This window comes from Rhizobium mongolense USDA 1844, assembly GCF_000419765.1.
Lineage (GTDB): Bacteria > Pseudomonadota > Alphaproteobacteria > Rhizobiales > Rhizobiaceae > Rhizobium > Rhizobium mongolense.
The window spans coordinates 188912-207709 of sequence record NZ_ATTQ01000010.1 but is presented as its reverse complement, the minus strand read 5'-3'; the positions used below and the strand labels follow the sequence as shown (position 1 = coordinate 207709).

Sequence of the window (18798 nt, the reverse complement as noted above, 5' to 3'; positions counted from 1 at the left end):
GCAAAAATGTCACAGTTTGGCAGTCTTGTTGCGGAACTGCCAAATACGGCGCTTGTGTGGCGGAAGAGAGCGACTAAGTTTAACGCACATCATCCTGTCACATATGCGAGGCCTTTCATGGCGTCGGGATTTTTATCAATTGTCCAAAAAATCATCCGCAAGGGTAATCTGAAGCTCACGCTGGCCAATGGCGAGACATATGCAATTGGCGATGGCACCGGGGATCTGGTCGTCGTCCGCGTTGCCGACGAGGAGGCGGAGAAGCTTATCCGCCGCGACCCCACCCTCAAGCTCGGCGAAATGTACATGGACGGCCGGTTCGTACTTGAACAGGGCAACATCTACGACTTCCTTTCGATGGTGAAGCAGAACACCACCAACGAAATCTTCGATATCCCGATGGCCGCACTTCTGGTCGGCCGCATCGCACTGCAGCAGCTGAAGAGCCGGCTGCCGGTCAATCACAACAAGCGCAATGTCGCTCATCACTACGACCTGTCGGAAAAGCTTTTCGAACTTTTCCTTGACGAGGACTGGCAATATTCCTGCGCCTATTTCGATCCGCCGGGCATCAGCCTGGAGGAAGCACAAGTCGCCAAGAAGCGCCATATCGCAGCCAAGCTTCTGCTGGAGCCCAACCAGCGTATTCTGGAAATCGGCTCCGGCTGGGGCGGCATGGGGATGTATCTGGCGGAATCCACGCAGGGCGTTGACGTCACTGGCATCACGCTCAGCGAAGTGCAGCTGAAGATCTCGCGCGAGCGCGCCCAAAAGCGCAGTCTCGCCGATCGCGTCCGCTTCGAGTTGCAGGATTACCGCACGATGACGGGCATGAAGTTCGACCGCATCGTCTCGGTCGGCATGTTCGAGCATGTCGGCATCGGCAATTTCAACAATTACTTTCGCAAGGTGCATGAACTTCTCGCTGACGACGGCGTCATGCTTCTTCATTCCATCGCCCGGCCGAAGCCGAGCTTTGCGACAAATGCTTTCATCGAGAAATACATCTTCCCACAGGGCTACATCCCGTCGATCGGCGAGACGGTGCCTGCAATCGAGAAGGCCGGGTTGCTGATCCGGGACATCGAGGTCCTGCCGCTGCATTATGCCTATACGCTCCGCCATTGGCGCGAGCGCTTCATGGCGCGCAAGGCGGAAGCCGTCGCCCTTTATGACGAGCGCTTCTTCCGGATGTGGGAATTCTATCTCGCCGGCTCCGAAATAGGCTTCCGCTGGGACGAACTCTTCGTCATGCAGATCCAGGTTTCCAAGAACCAGTATTCAACACCGGACAACCGCAATTACATTGCCGCGAACGAGGCGAAGCTGAAGGAATTCGAGGCCACACGGCCCCCCTTGGAAAAGGTTGTCTTCTGATATCGCGGCGCAGCATCGGCCGCGTTTTTTCCACAAGGAAAGGCGTGCAGATGAGCAGTGCATTTCCCGAAATCCATCTTGTCCGCCACGGCGAAACGGAATGGAGCCTCTCCGGAAAACATACCGGCAGGACTGACATCCCGCTGACCCAAAATGGCGAGACGGCCGCCCGCAAACTCGCGGATCGCCTGAAGGGACTGATTGTCTCGGCCGTCTGGTCGAGCCCTTCTCAAAGGGCGACGAACACCTGCGCCCTTGCCGATTTCGGCGCAGATGCCGTGATCAAGCCCGATCTCGCCGAATGGGACTATGGTGCCTATGAGGGTATCACGACGAAGGAAATCCTCGCGGCCCGCCCCGGCTGGCAGCTCTTCCGCGACGGCTGCCCGGACGGAGAAATGGCCGCAGATGTCGGCGCAAGGGCGGACCGTATCGTCCGCGAGCTTCGCCATGCCGGCGCGCCGATCCTGATCTTCTCGAGCTCCCACTTCCTCCGCGTGCTCGCCGCCCGCTGGCTCGGCCTGCCGCCTGAAGACGGCTCGCGCTTCGTCCTCGATACTGCAAGCATCAGTATCTTAGGCTATGAGCACGATCTGACGGAGCCGGTGATCCGGCGCTGGAACCAGCGCTAAGAGGCTGTCGCTTTGGAGCGGCGTGATGAACTATTGAATTTAAAGCCTGTTTCGAGTTCAACCTTCGGAGCTCCCTATGCGAACACGTCTCGACGATTTCATCAGCAGGATTTCCGCACAGAGGGACATTCTCGATCACATCGCGGCAAGGCAGGCAAGCCTGCCCGATGGACCGATACTAGAAATCGGCCTCGGCAATGGCAGGACCTACAGCCATTTGCGGGTGCGCTTCCCGGATCGGCACATCGTTGCATTCGACCGCGAAAACGGTGCGCACGGAAGCTGCCGGCCCGATGACGGCGATGTCGTCATCGGCGATATCAGGGAGACTTGCCTGAGTTATACTGGCACCAGGGCAGCCGTCGTTCATGCCGACATTGGAACCGGCTATCCGGAGCAGGACGCAATCATCCGCGAGTGGTTGCCGTCCCGCGTGGTCGCGGTGCTGACCCTTGACGGATTTGTAGCAAGCGGCCTGGAACTGAAGCATCCCGAACTGGAGGAAATGCCGCTGCCTCCGTCCGTCGAGAAGGGCCGTTATTTTCTCTATCGGCGAAGATGAACGCGCAGGCAGGCCACGCTGCTATTGACCCGCGCCTTCGCCCGTCGCTAGATGGCCGCATGCAACAGATTGGCGGCTTGAACGGGCGCGTTGCCGATGCGCCTTCGGACAATTGGGTTTACCGGATTTTGCCTCCGTGGCTCTGGCCCTATGCGCAGCTGGCGCGCTGGGACAGGCCGATCGGCTGGCAACTCCTGATGTGGCCCTGCTTCTGGTCGGTGGCGCTGGCCGCAAATGTGGCCGCGGGACAAGGCCTGTTTTCCGGCTCGCAGACGCTGTTTCACCTGTTTCTCTACTTCATCGGCGCCGTCGCCATGCGCGGGGCAGGCTGCACCTACAACGATCTGGTCGATCACAGGATCGACATGGAGGTCGCACGCACGCGCTCGCGGCCGCTGCCTTCGGGACGCGTCACGCGCACCCAGGCAAAGATCTTCATGGTGCTTCAGGCGCTTGCCGGTCTGCTGGTGCTTGTGCAGTTCAACTGGTTTGCAGTCATTCTCGGCGTGCTCTCGCTCGCCATCGTTGCGCTCTACCCGTTTGCCAAGCGCTTCACAGACTGGCCGCAATTTTTTCTCGGCCTTGCCTTTTCCTGGGGCGCGCTGATGGGCTGGGCTGGCATATTCGGAGGCCTGTCTTTCGCTGCGATTGCGCTCTACCTTTCTTCCGTCGCCTGGACGATCGGCTACGACACGATTTATGCGCATCAGGACAAGGAAGACGACGAATTGATCGGCGTGCGTTCCACCGCCCGGCTTTTCGGCGATCGGACGCGGCAGTGGCTGATTGGCCTTTATGGCGCAACACTGGTCCTGATGCTGCTCGCCTTTGTTTTTGCCGGCGTCGGTTTTGCGGCATATCTCGGGCTGCTGATTGCCACCGGCATGTTCGCCCGGCAGATCGCCAGGCTCGACATCAACGACGCGACGCAATGCCTGGCGCTTTTCAAATCGAACAACCGTGTCGGGTTGATCATCTTTGCGGGACTGTTCGTCTCGCTGCTCTTCGGGCTTCCCTGATTGAAACGAAAAACCCGGCGCTAGGCCGGGTTTCAGATTGGGTCACTCGCCGAATTCTTAATTGCGGGCGATAATTTCCTTGCCTTCAATCTTCATTGTCACGCCGAGCTTGCCGGTCGTGCGGCGCACGAGGAAGCGCGGACGGCGATTGGCGAAATAGGAATGGCGCCGGCGCGGTTTCATGTGGCTGGTACGCAATTCGCCGAGGTGCTCCTCGAGAGGGCGTGCAACGCCGTCGGCCTCCACCATCAGCATCGGAATGCGGAATGCCTCCGACCAGCCCCGCCAGTCGGCCGCGATATCGGAGAGATCGTGGGCGACAAGCAGCGGAATGCAGAGATCCGGGTCTTCGTGGTGCAATTCCAGCGTTACGGTCACTTCCCCGTTGCCGTGGTCGATCGCCCGGGCTGCAACGCCTTTGAAGGCGCGCTTCGGCAGGGCAACGGAAAGCGGCAGGCCGCTGGAGGGAAGGGTCTTGCGGAGGATGGCGCCGCGTTCATCGATCGTTATGCTGACGTCACTTGTGGAGTCGTGGATGGCGTAGCTGACCTGCTGGGGAAAGCGCGACGGATCGAGACGCAGTGTCGTTCCAGCCCAAGCGGGCTTCATAACGGTGTTGTTCATGTTCATTTCTACCCTTGTCTTACCTGAGAGCCGGTTTCCGGTCTTCTCCTCGGGGCTTTTTCGCCCTCTACGCCTCGACAATAGGCGGGGCCTCTTCCGGACCACTTAAAATTTGCGGTTAAGAAAAGTTTGCCTTCCCCGATGGTTATCAAAAACCAATGTGGCAAGGTTTCCGGACCATGAACGGACCGGCGAGGATGGCTGCGCCAAAGCGGGACAGCGTCAGGTAAGTCTCGGGTAAGCTTTGCATGGCAAAATGCGCGCAGGATCCTGCATTATTTTTTAGGGCGCATTCATGATTTCCGCCTCCGTTGCCTACGCGATCATAAGTCGCGACCCGAAGACGAGTCTTGATCGCATTGCCTCGCAGGCGACGGTCAAAAGGGACGCCGAATACTACGCCGAGAATATCAATAAGGTGAAGGACGTCGACGACTTCCTCGGCAATTACAAGCTCTACAGCTACGCGATGAAGGCCTATGGCCTCGACGACATGACCTATGCCAAGGCCTTCATGAAGAAGGTGCTGGAAAGTGACCTGACCGACCCCGACAGTTTCGCCAACAAGCTTTCGGACCAGCGCTACAAGCAGTTCGCGGCGGCGTTCAATTTTAATGCGCCCAAGCCCGATGCGCAGACGGATGCGCAGGAAGACGACCTGATCGACAGGTACAACGCATCGTTCACCGATCAGGAAAAGCAGGCGATCAAGGACACCGACTATTACAGCGCGGCGATTGCTGACGTGCAAACAGTCGATGATCTCGTCAATGATACGCGGCTGCGCACCTATGTGCTGAAGACGTTCGGCATCGATACGACCTACGCGTCCAAGCAGTTTCTGCGGGATGTGCTGACCAGCGATCTCAACGATCCGAACAGCGTGGTGAACCTTCAGGGCGGTGAGAAGTACCAGGCGCTCGCGGCGCAGTTCAATTTCAATGCAGACGGCACGGTGAATGGCTCGGTCCAGACTGCGACCCAGAAAAACACGGTCATGGAGCAGTACAATCTGAATTCGTCGACCGTCATTGTCGACAACGACGTGTTTCCGGATATCGTCTATACGACGAAGGCCGCCGCCGACTACAACAAGACCTACTACGAATCCAAGATCAAGACGATCACCAACGTTGACAGCCTCATCGCCGATGAGCGCCTGACGGACTACATCAAGGCCGCTTACAGTCTTGGCCCGAGCAGCTTCGGCACGGACTTGAGCGACACGGCCTTGAGGCAAATCCTTATCGATCCGGCCTATGCCAATACGATGGGTGCCACGGCTGTCTATCAGGCCTTCAGCTTTGAGGCCGATGGAAGCGTCCTCGGGCCTGACGGCCCGCAATCGGATTCCCTGATCCAGGCAACTTCCGTTAACTACATGGCCCGTTACGACGACGAGGCGAAAGCGGCCATCGAGGAAATCGTCGCCAACTACAAGACACGCATGTCCGATACCAGGACGCTTGACAATTTCTCCGACGTCGACAGCATCAACGATTTCCTGAAAACCAACAAGACCGGCGATCTAGACAAGACGAACGACGATCTGCCCGACCTCTATCAGGTTGCGCTTCAGGCTTACGGCTTGACGGAAGAGGAACTGTCGAAATCCGCCATGCGCAAGCTGCTCGCAAGCGATCCCTACGACCCAGAGGGCTATGTCGCATCCTTCAAAGACGACCGCATCACCCAATTGGCGAGAGCCTTCAATTTCGATGGCGAAGGCAACGCGTCGATCCAGCTGCAGGCACTGTCGCCCGCCGCGATGGCCAAATATGCGACGAACTATAAGTCGCATGTCACCATGCTGATGAAGGACGGCCCCCTGAAGGACAAGGCATCCAAAGATGCGACCGAGGAAGTCGACTATTTCGCCAAGACCATGGAATCGGTGCAGTCTCTCGACGATTTCCTGGAGGACGACCGGTTGACCGGTCTCATTCTCAAGTCTGTCGGTCTCGATCCGAAGGACTACGACGAAGAAACGCTGCACAAGATTTTCACATCCGATCCCGACGATGCAATCAGTTATCTGAACACCAAGGCGGACTCGAAGTTCAAGAACATCGTCGCCGACTTTAACTTCGACACGGCCGGCAATCTCACGCGCGCCAAGCTGGGCATCGTCCAGGATCAGGGTGCGCTTGATCGCACGCAGGACGCCTATCTGCAGCAGACGCTCGAGACGCAGGAAGGCGAGACGAACGACGGCACGCGCTTGGCGCTTTACTTCGCCCGCAAGGCGCCGGATATCACCTCGCTCTATTCCATCCTAGGCGACAAGGCGCTCTTCCAGGTCATCACCACCGCCTACAACCTGCCGAGCCAGATCTCCAGCATGGATGTCGAGAAGCAGGTTGCGCTTCTCGAAAAGTTTGTGGACCTGAAGGATCTTGCCGACAAGAAGAAGGTCGACAAGTTGGTGAAGCGGTTCACGGCGATGTACGACATTCAGAACGTCACGACCCAATCGCCGGCGCTGCAGATTCTGACCGGTGGCGGTTAAGCCGCCACGTTCTTACTCCACGCTGACCACTTTGCCCGGGTTCATGATGTTCGCCGGATCAAAGGCACGCTTGATGCGGCGCATGAGGTCGATCTCGATGGTGGGGCGGATCGCGGCGAGCTCGTCGCGCTTGAGCTGGCCAATGCCGTGCTCTGCCGAGATCGAGCCGCTGTGTGCCAGAACGATGCCGTGCACAATCTCGTTCATCTCATGCCAGCGGGCGATGAAGGCGTCCTTGTCGGCGCCGAGCGGCTGGGAAATGTTATAGTGGATATTGCCGTCGCCCATATGGCCGAAGGCGCATATGCGAGCGCCGGGCATTGCCGCCATCACGGCGTCGCCGGCCTCGTGCATGAAATGCGGGATCTTCGAGACCGGCACAGAAACATCGTGCTTGATCGAACCGCCTTCGGGCTTTTGGGCCTCGGACATGCTCTCGCGCATATGCCACAGCGCCTTCTGCTGCGCGACAGATGAGGCAATCGCCGCGTCCTCTACCAGGCCCGCCTCAAAACCCTGTTCGAGTAGCGCATTCATCATCCGCTCGGCGGTTTCCGCCGAATCCGAGGTCGAGATGTCGATCAGCACATACCACGGGTAAGCCGCGTCCAGCGGATCGCGCACGCCCTCGATATGTTTGGCGGTGATCTCGACACCGAACCGCGGCATCAGCTCGAAGCCGGTCAGGGAGGTGCCGCAGAGGCTGCCCGCCAGATTGAACAGGGCAAGCGCCTCCTCCACGGAGTTGAGTCCTGCAAAGGCGACCTGATGGCCGAGCGGCTGCGGGTAAAGCTTGAGGACGGCGCCGGTGATGATGCCGAGCGTGCCTTCGGCGCCGATGAAGAGATCGCGAAGGTCGTAGCCCGTATTGTCCTTCTTCAGGCGGCGAAGGCCGTCCCAGATTTCGCCGGTCGGCAGCACCACTTCGAGGCCAAGGCAAAGCTGGCGCATGTTGCCATAGGCCAGCACCGCCGTTCCGCCGGCATTCGTCGAGAGGTTGCCGCCGATCCGGCAGGAGCCTTCGGCGCCGAGCGAGAGTGGGAAAAGTTTGCCATGCGCCTCGGCCGCCTTCTGCACCTCGGCGAGGATTGCGCCGCCGTCGGCAACCAGCACGTTCGCCACCGGATCGACGTCGCGGATCCTGTTCATCCGCTCGAGCGAGACGATGATGTCCGACTTGCCCTCGCGCGGCGTCTGGCCGCCGACGAGGCCGGTATTGCCCGTCTGCGGTACGACCGCGGTGCCGGTTTCCGTCGCAAGCTTGAGGATGGCCGAAACCTCCTCGACATTCGCGGGCTTGAGCAGGAGAGGGGAGGAACCGTGATAGAGGCCTCGGTTCTCAATCAGGTGCGGGGCAAGCTCGGCCTCGCTGCGTAGCGCGTATTTCTCGCCGACGATTGCGGCGAAGCGGTCGAGAAGTTCGGGCAAGACGCTGGCGCTCATCGAGCTCATTCCTTCCTTGTTATTCGCGCGGCGCGGCGGCACGCCGCAAACGGTCGTTGATCGCTTCGCCAAGTCCCTCGTCCGGTATCGGCGAAAAGGCGATCGTCGCTGCGCCGCTGGCATCGGCCTTCTTCATGTAGTCGAAAAGATTGGCAGCCGCCTCCGCCAGATCGCCACAGGGGCTGAGGTTGAGCACGATGGCGGCATCGCTCGCACCCGCGACATCGGCCGCGCCGAAGGCAATCAAGGCCTCGTCGCTTTTAACAGCCCCGGCATCGAGACGGACATTGGCACCGGGCGCATAATGCGAGGCGAGCATGCCGGGAGCCTCGATTGCTGCGGATGCCTTGCCGGCACGCCGCAACCGCTTGCCGGCGATGCGCTCGATCTCGGAAGCCGGAAGCCCACCAGGTCGCAGCAGTTTCAGTTCGCCGTCCTCGACCTTGACGATGGTGGATTCGACGCCGACGGTGCTGGCGCCTGCATCGACGATGAGCCGGATCTTGCCGCCGAGATCGGCGTCGACATGCGCTGCGCTGGTGGCGCTGATCCTGCCCGATGTGTTGGCGCTCGGTGCGGCTAGCGGTTTGCCGAAAGCGCGGATAAGATCGCCCGCAAAGCCTTTCGGCACACGGATACCAACCGTATCCAGGCCGGCAGTTGCCAGCGCATGGATCTGGCTTTTCGCCTTCAAGGACAGGACGAGCGTCAGCGGCCCTGGCCAGAAGGCTTCCGCCAGTGCGCGCGAGACCGGATCGAACTCCGCATACTCTTCCGCCATCGCCAGATCGCTCACATGGCAGATCAGCGGATTGAAGCGGGGGCGGCCCTTGGTCTCGTAGATACGGGTTATCGCCACCGCATTGGTAGCATCGGCAGCAAGGCCGTAGACGGTCTCAGTCGGAATGGCGACGGGAAAACCTTCCGAGAGCACGGCGGTCGCCATTTGCAGCGCTTCATGTCGATGTTCTGCGATGTCGATTATGCGTGCCATGTGCCGCCCGTTGTTCCAGGCAGTCCCATAGGCCTTTGAAAGCTTGCGATCAATATCAGAGCTGGCGGATGATTTCGCGAAGCTGTTCGTTGCGGGCGCCAAGCAGAAGCACATTCCTGATCGCCACCTGCGGATCGTCGGTTCTGAAGAGCACGCCGTTGCCGCGAATGGAGCGGTCGATCGTCATTTTCTCCGGCGTATGCTCGCCGGGCTTGATTGCGACGGCGAAATACATGCGGGAATATTTGATATCGATGTGATGGAAGAAATTGTCGTTGTCGCCGATGTCTGCGTAGAAATTGGCGATATAGAAGGCCCAGCTGACCTCCTCGTAGCGAGCGAATTTCGTCCGGGCTGCCGTGACATGGCAGTAGCCGAGATGCGGGCTGTCGGCGAGCGTCCGGTGGAACACCATCTTGGGGAACTGGATCGTGCGGTGGAAGCCATTGATCTGCTGATGCGCCTTTATGCCTGCCGTCTGCAGTTTTCGGCCGGTTTTCTCGCTTACTTCGCGGTAGCTCAGGTAGCGGCGTTCTTCCGCGAGCCAGTGCGCACGATCGCGGGTGATCTTGCCGGTGCGAAGAAATTCGGAATGCGGCGCTGCAGGCTTCATGTCCTGCGGCCCGGCATCTCCTTTGGCGTCGAAATAGCGAAGTTTCGCCATGGCTCGCATTCCATCTGCTTTGTCTGATAAGGGAAACATAGGAGTTTATGCTTAATGGCCAGTTAAAGCGCACGATGGCGGGAGCGTGTGGCGAAACGGCGTCGCAGATGCGATAATGACGGCGAATGCAGGTGGATTCTGCTGTCAGGTTTGAGTTTGTCGGATGTCGCATTTGAGGCTCTGTGGCGGGGGCCCGAAAATCGTGTTGCCTCGCCACGCTGTCGTCAATTTCGAAGCCGATGTCGCATTACAACCAAGCGGCAGTCATGGCCGGTGTTTAAATGACCCCATGATAGTTCTCCCGCATGGAGAAGAAGCGGGCGCTTCCATCCCGGCTTCGCGGCGGCAGCCTATGGCACGAGGATAAACAGATGGATATTCGCAGCAACGTTTTGCGGCAGCTCAAGAACCGGCGCGCAGGCTTCAGCCTTGAGCAGCCTTTCTATATCGATGAAGATTATTTCAAGCTCGATATGGAGATGATCTATTATCGCGACTGGCTGTTCATGGGCCATGATTGCGAACTGCCGAAGCCTGGCGCCTATTTCACGGTTCAGATCGGCCAGTATCCCGTAGTCATCGTACGCGGCCGCGACAACGTCATCCGTGCCTTCCACAACAGCTGCCGCCACCGCGGCTCGCGTGTCTGCACCAAGGAGCACGGCTCGTCGGTCCGCCTCGTCTGTCCCTATCACCAGTGGGCTTATGACCTCGACGGCAAGCTCGCCTTCGCCCGCCACATGGGCGATGATTTCGACAAGAGCGGCTACAGCCTGAAGCCCGTGCACTGCGAGAGCTTTGCGGGCTACATCTTCATCTGCCTGGCAGAAAGGGCACCGGACTTCCAGCCGATTCGCGACATGGTCAGCCCCTATCTGCTTCCCCACCGTCTGAGCGAAGGCAAGATCGCCTTCCAGAGCACCATTATCGAGAAGGGCAACTGGAAGCTCGTTTGGGAAAACAACCGCGAGTGCTATCACTGCGCTGCCAACCATCCGGAACTCTGCCGCACCTATCCGGAAGCCCCGAGCGTCACTGGCACGGACGGTGGCGCCGACGACCCGGAAATCGCCGGTCACTGGGCACGCTGCGAGGCGGCGGGCCTTCCGAGCAAGTTCCAGATTTCGCCGGATGGCCAGTTCCGCACCGCCCGCATGCCGCTGATCGAGGATGCCGAAAGCTACACCATGTCCGGCAAGAGTGCCGTCAAGCGCCCGCTTTCGGAGGATGTGAAGATCGACCGCATCGGCACCATGCTGCTCTTTCACTATCCGACGACCTGGAACCACCTGCTCGGCGACCACGCGATCTCGTTCCGCGTCCTGCCGCTCAGCGCCAACGAGACAGCCGTCACGACGAAGTGGATCGTGCACAAGGACGCCGTCGAAGGCGTGGACTACAATCTCGAGGAACTCACGCACGTCTGGACGGAAACCAACGATCAGGACCGCCGCATCGTCGAAGAGAACGCCTTCGGCATCCACTCGCCGGCCTATGAGCCCGGTCCCTACTCGATGCTCCATGAAGGCGGCGTCATGCAGTTCCTCGAATGGTATTCGAACTTCATGGTGAACCGCCTCCAGGGCGATCAGGCGAAGCTTTCCGACGTCGCCTGACTTTTCCCGTTCCAATCGCGGAAAATGAACCGGTTAATCCCCGGTTCATTTGCGTTCCGGTAAAACTCGATCCATGCCGAACGGCGCGGGTTGGGAACATTTTCCGCACTCATACGTTACAGGCGAGGCCAGATTTCGCGCTTGGGGATTGGAGAATGCAATGAATGTGCTCAGTAAGAAAATTGCCACCGCCGTCTTTTCCGCCGCTGTTGTCCTGACGAGCTTCGTGCCGTCCCAGGCCGTTCAGATGCCGGCAGCACCGCAGATGGAAAAATCCTCGGACGTGCAGAACGTTCAGTATCGCCGTTACTATCGCCCGGGCTATCGTCCCGGATACTATCCCGGCTACCGTCCCGCATATCGCTCTGGTTACTATGGCGGATATCGCGGGTATCGCTATTCGCGCCCTGGCTATCGTCACTATAACGGCTACTGGTATCCGCTGGCTGCTTTCGGTGCCGGCGCCATAATCGGTGGCGCGATCGCCTCGCAGCCGCGCTACGTTGCCCCGCCGGCCTATAGTGGCGGCGGCGGTCACGTCGCCTGGTGCGCAAACCGCTACCGTTCGTACCGGGCTTACGACAATACGTTCCAGCCCTACAACGGCCCACGTCAGCAATGCTATTCGCCTTACAACTAAGGCCTAGTGCAATTTTTGAACCGATCAGCCCGGCAGCACTGCCGGGCTTTTCGATGTTGAGTATAAATGCCGCCGGCTGACGTCGTGAGGACGGTACAATGGTGGCTGTTTTGCGCCAGAGAACGAACCCCCAGCGCCGCAAAGGCTTCGTCTCGACTCGATGCGGTCATTCGAGGTGTTGCTAGAGCTGATTGCTCACCTCGACGAGGTTGCCGTCCGGATCCTTGAAGTAAACGGACAGGATTTTGCCCATCGCTCCGTCACGCTCGCCCGGCCCCTCGACAATTTCTATGCCTTGGCGCTTGAAGTACAGGATGGCCGAATCCAGCGGAGTATCGGTTAGCAAACAGAAGTTTCCGCTGCCAGGGATAGTTTCGCGGGCTATGTTTGGCGATGCACCGGCGTCCTGAAGGCTGATCTTGTTCGTGCCGAAATGCAATGACCACTTACCGGGTCGCTCTTCCCGTGCCTCCATGCTGAGAACGCGTTCATAGAAACGGCAGGTAACCGCAACGTCATTTACACAGAGTACGATATGGTCGAGTGCACGCACTTTCATGTCGTGATCTTATTCTTCTGCGGGACGAAGTGCGAGCCGGCACGCAACCCATCCATTGCAGTTACTCTGCGTATTTCGATATGCGTCCATGGCAAGCAGTGCTCCGACAGCGAATTTTCTTGTCAAAGAATATTGACCCGCTTGAGCAGCCACCAGGCAAGCAGCACCGAAGCGATAAGGAGCGCCACCGCGTATTCCGTACCGCCAGGTCCTTCGGCGAAGGGTAGATTGGCCGTATTCATGCCGAAGAAGCCGGTCACCAGCGTTGGCGGCAGCAGGAAGGCGGTCATGATCGAAAGGATGTAGAGGTGTCGGTTGGTCTCGGAGGACTGCTTCGAGTCGATTTCCTCGTGCAGCAAGCGGGCGCGCTCCTGCAATGCATAGATATCGTGGTCGACCGATTCCAGCCTGCTCGTTAGCCGGCCGGCGATATCCTCGAAGCCGAAGGGCATCTCGTCCTCGTCGGAGGCCGAGGCACGCCGCATGAGCGTCAACACGTTTCTGAGGTGCCGGTGGAGGCGTACGATCGTGCGGCGTGCCGGCGCCAGCCGCCGCCGCTCATCGCGCGAAACGCTGTCGTAGACGAAGTCTTCGATGAGGTTCAGCTCTTCGGTGAGCTCCATGACAACGGAAATCAGCGTGCGCTGAAACTCGATCACCAGCAGTTCGAAGAGGTCCACCGGCCGGGAGAATTTTGCCGGATTCTTTTCGATCATCGCGCGCGCCCGCTCGACACTGCGCAGCGGCTGCAGACGGGTGGTGATGATGAAGCGATCGGCGATCGCGAAATGCAGCCAGCCGAGATCGTTGGTATCCTGATCGAATTCACGCTGGCAATCGATGAGCGTGCCGTAGAGCATCTGCTCGTCCACGGTAAGCGCAGCATGCGTATCGCGCGTGGTGAGAGCCGCCTTGGCATCTTCGGAAAGGCCGTCCAGCGTTTCGAGCAGGGCAGGGACGCGCGCATCGGCGAGGTTGAGATGCAGCCAGTAAAAGCCGTTGCCGGACACCAGTTCTGCCGGAAACGCGCTGTTGTGCAGGCGCACTGCCTTACCGCTTCTTCCCGGAAAACTGTAGGCCCAGACGAGGCCGGGTATATTGGCGGGCAATGTATCCATCGGTCGCGATCCTTTCGATGCGATCAGTCTGTTTAGAGATTCTCCATGACGTTTGTTTGTGCAAGTGTGAAGACCTGCGAGCGGCAAGATATCGTCAATTCTGAAACGCCGAATTCGAAATTGACGTTTACGTAAAAATCAAATAGCTCTTCCACCGGAGGCTTGGAACCACGGTTCCGATTGAGATGCGAGGAGATGATATGTACAAGGCGCCCGTCGAGGACATCGCGTTCACCCTGAGACACATCGCAGGGCTGAGCGACGCGATCGATAAAGGCCTGCTCGGCGACCTCGGCGAAGATCTCGTCGATGCGATCCTGAACGAAGCCGGTCGTTTCGCGACGGAAGAAGTCGCCCCGCTGGCCGAGATCGGCGACAGGCAGGGTGCTCGTCTGGTTGACGGCGAAGTGAAGACCCCGGATGGCTGGGCGAAACTCTATCAGGATTGGATTGCAGGTGGCTGGAACGGACTGACGGGCCCCGAGGAATATGGCGGCCAGGGCCTGCCTAACATGCTGAACGTAGCCGCTCTTGAAATGTGGAATTCCGGCGCCACGGCCTTCGCGCTCTGCCCGACGCTGACGATGGGTGCGGTCGAGGCGCTGAGTGCCCACGGCAGCCCGGAACTTCAGCAGAAATACCTGGCGAAGCTCATCTCCGGCGAGTGGACTGCCACCATGAACCTCACCGAGCCGCATGCAGGGTCGGACGTCGGCGCGCTGAAGAGCCGGGCCGAGCGGCGCGATGACGGCACCTATCGCCTGTTCGGCCAGAAGATATTCATCACCTGGGGCGAGCACGACGCTACGGACAACATCATCCATCTCGTCCTCGCCCGCCTGCCTGATGCACCGGCCGGCACGCGCGGCATTTCGCTGTTCCTGGTGCCGAAGTTCCTTGTCAACGACGATGGCTCGCTCGGTCGCCGCAACGACGTCTTTTGCCATTCGCTGGAACACAAGATGGGCATCCATGGATCGCCCACCTGCACGATTATTTATGGAGACGGCAGGTTCGGCGGCGAGAAGGGGGCGGTCGGCTGGCTCGTGGGCGAGGAGAACAAGGGCCTCAACTGCATGTTCACGATGATGAACAACGCCCGTCTGACGGTCGGCATGCAGGGTGTCGCGATCGCCGAAGCCGCAACGCAGAAGGCGATCGCCTATGCCATGGAGCGCACGCAGGGCAGGGCGCCCGGCTGGAGCGGCAGCGGCATGAGCCCGATCATCGAACATCCCGACGTTGCCCGCATGCTGCTGACGATGAAGGCGCTGACGCAAGGCTCCCGCGCCATCTCCTATGCTTGCGCCCATGCGATCGACATGTCGCATCGCGCCAGCGGAGACAAGCAGCATTGGCACGAACGCGCTGCGCTTCTGACGCCGATCGCCAAGTCCTTCTCGACCGATGCCGGCGTCGACGTCGCCTCGCTCGGCATTCAGGTCCATGGCGGCATGGGCTTCATCGAGGAAACGGGCGCTGCCCGCTTCCTGCGCGACGCTCGGATCGCGCCGATCTACGAAGGCACCAACGGAATCCAGGCGATCGATCTCGTCACCCGCAAGCTGCCGCTTTCGAACGGCGATCACGTGAAAGGCTTCCTCGCCGAACTTCGCGATATCGCCGATCAGGTGCGCAGTTCCAATCTCGATGGCTTTGGCGAAACGGCAGCACGGCTTGATTCGGCCATCGCCGATCTCGAACAGGCAACCGGCTGGCTTTTGAAGGTGCAGGCAGACGGCAAGGTGGCCGAGGCCCTTTCGGGAGCGACGCCCTATCAGCGCCTCTTCGGGCTCGCCCTGACCGGCTCCTACCTCGCCAAAGGCGGGCTTGCCAGGGTATCTGACGGTGCGCACGAAAGCCGCATTGCGCTTTGCCGCTTTGCCGCCGAAAATCTGTTGTCGGAAACCGCAGCCTTGAAGGATCGCGTCATCAACGGCGCAGATAGTCTCGCGGCAGCCCGCATTGCTCTTGCCTGAGGATCATTCATGTCCGACCACATCATCGTCGAACAATCCGCTACTCATCCCGGCGTACAGATCATTCGCTTCAACCGCCCGGAAAAGAAGAACGCGATCACCCGCCCCATGTATGTGCGGATGACCGAAGCGCTAAAGGCCGCGAATGAGGACATCACCATCCGCGCGACGGTCTTCCTCGGCACAGAAGGCGCTTTTTCCGCAGGTAACGATATTGGCGACTTCCTTGCGGCGGCGATGGGTGGCTCCCTTGGCCGGGAGCTCCTCGATTTCCTCAATGCGCTCGTCAATGCCGAAAAGCCGCTGGTTTCCGGCGTCGATGGGCTGGCGATCGGCATCGGCACGACGATGCACATGCATTGCGATTTGACGGTCGCCTCCGACCGCAGCCAGTTTCGCACACCTTTCGTCGATCTGGCGCTCGTGCCCGAAGCTGCCTCCAGCTTGCTTGCGCCGCGCATCATGGGTCATCAGCGCGCCTTCGCCCTGCTTGCTGCGGGTGAAGCATTCTCCGCGCAGGAGGCAAAGGATGCCGGACTGGTCTGGAAGGTTTGCTCCGCGCCGGACGTTGAATCCCTAACCCTTGCGGCCGCCGCAAAACTCGCCGCCAAGCCGCCGGAAGCCTTGAAGATTGCTCGTCATCTCATCCGCGGCGACCGTGCCGAGATCATTGCGCGCATCGATGACGAGGCCCAGCATTTTGCCGCACAGTTGAAGAGCGCCGAAGCCCGTGCGGCTTTCGAGGCCTTCATGCGCCGCTGATGCCGGACGCAGGATTTCTGCTAAATTTTAAGCCTGTTTTAAGTAACCCCTAATAATCAGGGGGTGACGAGTTGATTCCATTCGGTCGTCCGGGCGCATGAGGCGCTTTGCGCATCCTTGTCTCCATGAGCCCTCTGCCCGTTCAGCGTTCCCGCCGCGTTCCTGCGCGCCGACGGGACGGCAGACGATCCGAAAGGAACGCATCTTGAAAAAGAAGACGAATTTGATGACGCGCATCCTTGTCGCCGCGTCCGCCGTCGTTCTCGCGGCCTTTGTCGCCTTTTCCTCTTATATCAATTCGGTGCAGCGCAGCGTCACGACGGCCGCGATCGAAGCGAATATCCAGTCTTCCGGCGAGCAGGCTGCACGCAGCCTTGCCAACTGGATGAACGGGCGCGTCGCGCTGACCGCGATGGCCGCGAACGCCTCCGCAAAGGCCGGCGATCGGGCCGGCGTTGTCAGCGTGCTGCAGAACGACGTCCTGACGAAGCAGTTCGTCAGTACCTATCTCGGCGACGAACAGGGGGTGTTCACGTCCTGGCCGGACCTGCCGCTTCCGGCAGATTACGATCCGCGCAAGCGCCCGTGGTATCAGGACGCAGCCAAGGCCGATGCGCCCGTACTGACCGAGCCCTACACCGACGCCTCGAGCGGCGATCTCATCATCAGTGCGGCCGTTCCGGTCAAGCGCGACGGCAAGCTCGCCGGCGTAGTCGGCAGCGATTTTTCGCTGGATACGATGGTGAAGATGATCAAGGAGATCGATCTCGGCGGCCAGGGCATGGCTTTCCTGGTCAACAAGAGCGGCCAGATTGTCATCCATCCGGATGCCAAGCTTGTTACCAAAACGCTTGCCGATGCCTTCCCGAACGCGACGCCGTCGATCGGTCCCGGCCTGGTCGAGAGCGAATTCGACGGCAAGCCGGTTCTCGTCAGCTTTCTGCCGGTTGATGGCCTGCCGACGGTCGAGTGGCATCTCGGCTTCGTCGTTGACGGCGACAAGGCCTTCGCGTCCCTGAACGAGTTCCGCATCGCCGCGACCATCGCCACGCTTCTCGCCGTTGGCCTGATGATCGTCGCCATGGCTTGGCTGCTGCACGGTCTCGTCATCCGCCCGGTCACCGCCATGACGGCTGCGATGCAGAACCTGGCAGCCGGCAATCTCTCTGCCGCCATTCCCGGTGAGGAACGCCGCGATCAGATCGGCTCGATGGCCGAAGCGGTCGCCATCTTCAAAAACAACGCAATCGATCGCGAGCGCCTGGAAGGCGAGGCCGAGACCAGCCGCGCACTGACCGAGCGCGAGCGTCAGGACCGCGAAGCGCAAAAAGCGCTGGAGGCGGCAGAAATCCGTACGGCCGTCGACGCGCTGGCGGGTGCGCTCGGAGCGCTTTCGGAGGGTAATCTCGCCCACCGCATCGAAACGCCGTTCGCCGCGCATCTCGACCGCCTCCGCAGCGACTACAACACGGCCGTCGGCAAGCTGCACGCGGCACTCCAGACAGTCGGCCGCAACGCGCATGCGATCGATGCCGGTGCGTCGGAGATCCGCACGGCTGCCGATGGTCTCGCCCGCCGCACGGAGCAGCAGGCAGCGTCAGTCGAAGAGACTGCCGCAGCACTCGAGGAGATCACGACCACCGTCAAGGACACCGCCCGCCGCGCCGAGGAAGCAGGCAATCTCGTCAACCGCACACGCGCCGGCGCCGAAGAATCCGGCGAGATCGTCCGCAAGGCGGTCGATGCGATGAACGGCATCGAGCAGTCGTCCGAGCAGATTTCGAACATCATCAGCGTCATCGACGATATCGCGTTCCAGACCAACCTTCTGGCGCTCAATGCCGGTGTCGAAGCCGCACGTGCCGGCGAGGCAGGCAAGGGCTTTGCCGTCGTCGCGCAGGAAGTTCGCGAACTGGCGCAGCGTTCCGCCAAGGCGGCCAAGGAGATCGAGAGCCTGATCACGGCCTCGAATTTCCAGGTTCGCTCCGGTGTGACGCTGGTCGGCGATACCGGCAAAGCACTGGAGGCGATCGTTCTGCAGGTGCAGGAAATCAGCCGCCATGTCGGCGCGATCGTCACGGCCACCCGTGAGCAATCGACCGGCCTCCACGAGATCAATATGGCCGTCAACACAATGGATCAGGGCACACAGCAGAACGCTGCAATGGTCGAAGAGCAGACAGCGGCAAGCCACGGCCTGGCAACCGAGGCCGCAAAGCTGATGCAGCTTCTGGCGCAGTTCAACCTACAATCCGGGGCGCACGCAATGACGGCTTCGGCTAACCGCCGCGCCGCCTGAT

16 protein-coding genes are annotated in these 18798 nt (G+C 60.1%); 10 read left to right on the top strand and 6 right to left on the bottom strand.

The window, feature by feature from the left end:
* Positions 1 to 117 precede the first annotated feature (117 nt).
* The 4 genes from A3C3_RS0120850 (at position 118) to ubiA (ending at position 3590) form a co-directional block, all read left to right on the top strand.
* On the top strand, positions 118 to 1377 hold the full coding sequence (locus A3C3_RS0120850) for a cyclopropane fatty acid synthase (RefSeq protein ID WP_022716526.1): 1260 nt from the start codon (positions 118 to 120) through the stop codon (positions 1375 to 1377).
* Positions 1378 to 1427: 50 nt separating this feature from the next.
* Positions 1428 to 2009, top strand: coding sequence for a histidine phosphatase family protein (locus A3C3_RS0120845; protein WP_022716525.1), 582 nt, complete (start codon positions 1428 to 1430; stop codon positions 2007 to 2009).
* A 76-nt stretch (positions 2010 to 2085) separates the two neighbouring features.
* The gene (locus A3C3_RS0120840) at positions 2086 to 2571 is read left to right on the top strand and encodes a class I SAM-dependent methyltransferase (RefSeq protein WP_022716524.1); all 486 of its coding nucleotides are present in this window, start codon (positions 2086 to 2088) and stop codon (positions 2569 to 2571) included.
* Positions 2572 to 2630: 59 nt separating this feature from the next.
* Complete coding sequence (gene ubiA / locus A3C3_RS0120835) at positions 2631 to 3590, top strand: 4-hydroxybenzoate octaprenyltransferase (RefSeq protein ID WP_028739846.1); 960 nt, start codon at positions 2631 to 2633, stop codon at positions 3588 to 3590.
* A gap of 57 nt (positions 3591 to 3647) precedes the next feature.
* On the opposite strand, the gene A3C3_RS0120830 is transcribed toward ubiA, so the two are convergent.
* Positions 3648 to 4214 carry a DUF6101 family protein gene (locus tag A3C3_RS0120830; protein WP_028739845.1) on the bottom strand — a complete coding sequence of 189 codons (567 nt, stop codon included), beginning with the start codon at positions 4212 to 4214 and terminating at the stop codon, positions 3648 to 3650.
* 295 nt (positions 4215 to 4509) lie between these two features.
* Here A3C3_RS0120830 and A3C3_RS0120825 point away from each other — a divergent pair, with 295 nt between their 5' ends.
* Positions 4510 to 6723 carry a DUF1217 domain-containing protein gene (locus A3C3_RS0120825; protein WP_022716521.1) on the top strand — a complete coding sequence of 738 codons (2214 nt, stop codon included), beginning with the start codon at positions 4510 to 4512 and terminating at the stop codon, positions 6721 to 6723.
* A gap of 12 nt (positions 6724 to 6735) precedes the next feature.
* Here A3C3_RS0120825 and A3C3_RS0120820 read toward each other — a convergent pair whose 3' ends face one another.
* The 3 genes from A3C3_RS0120820 to A3C3_RS0120810 are packed head-to-tail and all read right to left on the bottom strand — an operon-like array spanning position 6736 to position 9824.
* On the bottom strand, positions 6736 to 8166 hold the full coding sequence (locus A3C3_RS0120820) for an FAD-binding oxidoreductase (RefSeq protein WP_376774876.1): 1431 nt from the start codon (positions 8164 to 8166) through the stop codon (positions 6736 to 6738).
* Between the two features lie 19 nt (positions 8167 to 8185).
* A complete protein-coding gene (locus A3C3_RS0120815) occupies positions 8186 to 9160 on the bottom strand; it encodes an L-threonylcarbamoyladenylate synthase (RefSeq protein WP_022716519.1) in 975 nt (324 codons plus the stop codon).
* 55 nt (positions 9161 to 9215) lie between these two features.
* Positions 9216 to 9824: a DUF6656 family protein gene (locus A3C3_RS0120810; protein WP_022716518.1), complete on the bottom strand. Its 609-nt coding sequence runs from the start codon at positions 9822 to 9824 to the stop codon at positions 9216 to 9218.
* Between the two features lie 371 nt (positions 9825 to 10195).
* Between A3C3_RS0120810 and A3C3_RS0120805 the strand changes: the two genes are divergently transcribed.
* Positions 10196 to 11440, top strand: coding sequence for an aromatic ring-hydroxylating oxygenase subunit alpha (locus A3C3_RS0120805; RefSeq protein WP_028739843.1), 1245 nt, complete (start codon positions 10196 to 10198; stop codon positions 11438 to 11440).
* A gap of 160 nt (positions 11441 to 11600) precedes the next feature.
* Positions 11601 to 12080 (top strand): BA14K family protein, encoded by a 480-nt coding sequence (locus tag A3C3_RS0120800; protein ID WP_022716516.1) that lies wholly within the window; start codon positions 11601 to 11603, stop codon positions 12078 to 12080.
* Between the two features lie 181 nt (positions 12081 to 12261).
* On the opposite strand, the gene A3C3_RS0120795 is transcribed toward A3C3_RS0120800, so the two are convergent.
* Entirely contained in the window at positions 12262 to 12639 is a 378-nt protein-coding gene (locus A3C3_RS0120795; RefSeq protein WP_022716515.1) for a VOC family protein, read from the bottom strand.
* A gap of 122 nt (positions 12640 to 12761) precedes the next feature.
* Complete coding sequence (locus A3C3_RS0120790; RefSeq protein ID WP_022716514.1) at positions 12762 to 13757, bottom strand: transporter; 996 nt, start codon at positions 13755 to 13757, stop codon at positions 12762 to 12764.
* Positions 13758 to 13957: 200 nt separating this feature from the next.
* On the opposite strand from A3C3_RS0120790, the gene A3C3_RS0120780 reads away from it, so the two are divergent.
* The 3 genes from A3C3_RS0120780 to mcpU all read left to right on the top strand — a co-directional run bounded on the left by A3C3_RS0120780 (position 13958) and on the right by mcpU (position 18797).
* Positions 13958 to 15736: an acyl-CoA dehydrogenase family protein gene (locus A3C3_RS0120780; RefSeq protein ID WP_022716512.1), complete on the top strand. Its 1779-nt coding sequence runs from the start codon at positions 13958 to 13960 to the stop codon at positions 15734 to 15736.
* A 9-nt stretch (positions 15737 to 15745) separates the two neighbouring features.
* Positions 15746 to 16498 (top strand): crotonase/enoyl-CoA hydratase family protein, encoded by a 753-nt coding sequence (locus tag A3C3_RS0120775; protein WP_022716511.1) that lies wholly within the window; start codon positions 15746 to 15748, stop codon positions 16496 to 16498.
* 205 nt (positions 16499 to 16703) lie between these two features.
* Positions 16704 to 18797, top strand: coding sequence for a methyl-accepting chemotaxis protein McpU (mcpU, locus tag A3C3_RS0120770; protein ID WP_022716510.1), 2094 nt, complete (start codon positions 16704 to 16706; stop codon positions 18795 to 18797).
* Position 18798 lies beyond the last annotated feature (1 nt).